Consider the following 3292-nt stretch of genomic DNA (forward strand, 5'->3'; position numbering starts at 1 on the left):
CTGTTTAGCAGGAGATTGCCTGAATTTGCCTTTGTAAGGACAGATATAGGGTCAAATTCATTTTTCAAAGAATGATTCAATAAATTTCAATCTTCTCAAATTTTAAAAGTTGTGTAGTCTGACTTTCTCAGCAAGCCCTATATTAATATTGTTTATTATATAGAATCTTATTAAATAATATTCTAAACAAAGAATAAGCGTGAATTACAACTCTTTGTTATTCTGTTTTTTAAAGGAACTTTTTTTAACATACTTCCTATATATACCCATGCAATTAAAAAGGTAAAGAACTTTTTATAAGAAATTACTTTTTCTTATCTGACAGGGCAAAAACAATACTTTCAGAACTATTTTTATAATCATTAGTATACGAAGACAGTATATTCAGGAGATCAAGTGCCTGATCAATGTGTGTTGTTCGAAGATATATTAAAGCAGTATACCATTTAATTTCATCTTTATAAACTTCAGTTCCTGAATTTGACATCTTATTAAGATGAGAAAGAGCTTGTTCAAATTCAAGGTTATTCATTAAACAAATTGCTGAATAAAACAGCAAGTCATTATTATCAGGATTTTTTATTAGTAAATCAGTTAGGATGACTAAACAATTCTTATAATCGTCAAGCTGATAGTAATACATGGCTAGTTCAAGACTATCGGTAGGAACGCCCCTGCTTTGAGGAACCAAATTATTGGGATAGCTTTCGAAATATTCATCAAACAGATTCATGGCAAGTAATAAATCCTCATTATTATCATTTGGATTAATATGACTATTATCACTAGATTTTAAACTGTCAATAATATCCTTTTGAATTTCGTCAATCAACACATCAGGTGAATTAGTTAATAAATCACTATCAGATTCCTGATATTTAGTTAGGTATATTATTGCCGCACCAATTAAAAGAACTGCAATTGTAGCCGCTACTCTATATACATAATATATAGTTGACCTAATTACTGGGTCAATAATGCTTTTATCCAGCTCTTTTAGGCCATCTCTCAGCTTTTCTTCTGAAGCGGCTTTGATTCCAACAATAATATCATGATATTGTTCGAATTCAATCCTGAAATTATCATCAGATTCAAGTCTTTTTTGAAATTCTTCCTTTTCAGCTTTTGACAATCTGTTATTTTCAAAATTGTCGAAAAGCTCGTATATGTCTGATAATTTATTCATTAGGTATTGCAAATATCACAATTTCTTCTAAATCCACTATTTATACCTCTACTTCTTATAAAGTAAAGGTAGATTTATCATACTTTTCTGTAATCGAGTTTTTAAGTTTTTGAAAACATTGATGCTTTGTAGATTTTGCAGAGTCAACACTACCATAATTCAGTTGCTCAGCAATCATTTCCATTCTCATTTTCTCAAAATAAAAGAGATGCAATATTTTAAAACACTTATCGCCAAGTTTTTGCATTTCCTTTTTTATTATACTTTGGACTTCAGTCAAATTCATTTTTGAAAATAAATCAGCCTCCTTATCGTAGCAGGTTCGTTCAATATAATCGGGCATTGGCACTTCAGATTTGCGTTTCCGCAGCTCTTTTCCAATTAGGTTATTACCAATTTGAAATAAATATGTTTTTGGTTTGCACGTTAATACAGTTAATTTCTCGTCCACTATATTGTTGCGAAATGCAAGCACTGCATCCTGATAGACTTCTTTAAGAATTTCAATATCGAGCTTGTATCTTTTATAGGCGTAGGATATAAAATGATTCCGGAATTTTTTATAAAACTCCTGAAGCACTTTTTCATCACCTGATTTTATTTTCTGGATTAATTCGTCTCCCTGCATAATAAGGATGTTACAGAACAAAATTAAACAAATAAGATTATTACATTAGAAAAAACATAGAAAAAAAGATTGCATATCTCCTAAATTGCAAACGTCTTTAATGTAAAACATCTGAATTAAAGATTTATCAGACAGTCCTACATTTCTTATTATTGAGTAAATAGCAAATACTTGAATTGGTTTTGACTCGTTTGCGTATGCTTCCAAAACGCTTGATTGCAGATGCAAACATATTATCAATTAGTCAGCCTCGTTCAAAGGTTTGCCTATTATAATTTGAAACTCAAAAGAATTTATCATTTGTCATTACAACTGGTACACTGTTCTATTGTGTAGTAATTTGGCATTAAACAGTTAAATTAGTTATTCAAAAAAAACATATCAAAATGAAAACAATATCACTTTTTTGCATTAATAATACTTCTAACAGCTTCATATTAGACTAGTTACGAACAAGATAAGGCAATATTGAAAATTCAGAAAGGTCAACAGGCAAGTGTTATCCTTGCAGATTATAGTCCTGATGGGAAGAAACTTGCTACTTTAGGTGGTTATGGAGATGGCCTGCTTATTCTTTGGGATATTGAAACAACTCGTGAACTATTAAATAAAAAGATAAGTGAACAAAATTTTAATTCGGCTTGTCAGGCTGGGATTTTTTTTAGAATTTCTATTAGGAATAATAAAAAATAAATGAAAAAATATAAATTCATCTTCCTCCTTCTGATAATAGTGCAAACTGCTTATTCCCAAAACTGGGAAGAGTTGAACAATAATGTAATTAAATACTATAGTCTGGGTGATTATTCCAATGCAATAATTTATGCTGAAAAAGCTGTAACCCGGGCCAAAGTAGAATTTGGAGTTTCTCATAATAATTATGGAACTTCCCTCTACAATCTGGCTACATTGTATAAAAGAATGGGCCAATATGAAAAAGCATTGCCTTTATACCTTGAGACTTTAACTAATACTGAAAAATTATTTGGCAAGGAACATTCAGAATATGGGATTAGTTTGAATAACCTGGCTGTATTGTACAGGCTTATAGGACAATATGAAAAAGCATTGCCATTATACCTTGAAGCTTTAACGAATACTGAAAAATCACTTGGTAAGGATCATTCAGAATATGGAATTCGTTTGAATGGCGTGGCATTATTGTACGAAAGCATGGGACAATATGAAAAAGCTTTGCCTTTATACCTTGAAGCCTTAACGAATACTGAGAAATCGCTGGGCAAGGACCATTCATATTATGGAACTTATTTGAATAATCTGGCTGGTTTGTATGAAAGTATGGGACAATATGAAGAAGCTTTGCCTTTATACCTTGAAGCTTTAACGAACACTGAAAAATCGATGGGTAAGGACCATTCATCCTATGGAATTAGTTTGAATAACCTGGCTGTATTGTATAAAAGTATGGGCCAATATGAAAAAGCTTTGCCATTCTACCTTAAAGCTTTAACGAATAC

4 protein-coding genes are annotated in these 3292 nt (G+C 31.0%); 2 read left to right on the forward strand and 2 right to left on the reverse strand.

The window, feature by feature from the left end; genetic code table 11:
• Positions 1 to 304 precede the first annotated feature (304 nt).
• Positions 305 to 1186: a hypothetical protein gene (locus tag HOG71_15965; protein ID MBT5992345.1), complete on the reverse strand. Its 882-nt coding sequence runs from the start codon at positions 1184 to 1186 to the stop codon at positions 305 to 307.
• Between the two features lie 55 nt (positions 1187 to 1241).
• The gene (locus HOG71_15970; GenBank protein MBT5992346.1) at positions 1242 to 1814 is read right to left on the reverse strand and encodes a sigma-70 family RNA polymerase sigma factor; all 573 of its coding nucleotides are present in this window, start codon (positions 1812 to 1814) and stop codon (positions 1242 to 1244) included.
• A 468-nt stretch (positions 1815 to 2282) separates the two neighbouring features.
• Here HOG71_15970 and HOG71_15975 point away from each other — a divergent pair, with 468 nt between their 5' ends.
• Positions 2283 to 2507, forward strand: a complete 225-nt coding sequence (locus HOG71_15975; protein MBT5992347.1) for a hypothetical protein — start codon at positions 2283 to 2285, stop codon at positions 2505 to 2507.
• Positions 2508 to 3292 (forward strand): tetratricopeptide repeat protein (locus tag HOG71_15980; GenBank protein ID MBT5992348.1); only part of this gene is annotated, 785 nt, incomplete at its 3' end.

The sequence above is a fragment of the Bacteroidota bacterium genome, from assembly GCA_018698135.1.
In the GTDB taxonomy this organism is placed as follows: Bacteria; Bacteroidota; Bacteroidia; order CAILMK01; family JAAYUY01; genus JABINZ01.

Coding starts and splice junctions, on each gene's coding strand:
- HOG71_15965 (MBT5992345.1), bottom strand. CDS start 1,186: ATGAATAAATTATCAGACATATACGAGCTTTTCGACAATTTTGAAAAT.
- HOG71_15970 (MBT5992346.1), bottom strand. CDS start 1,814: ATGCAGGGAGACGAATTAATCCAGAAAATAAAATCAGGTGATGAAAAA.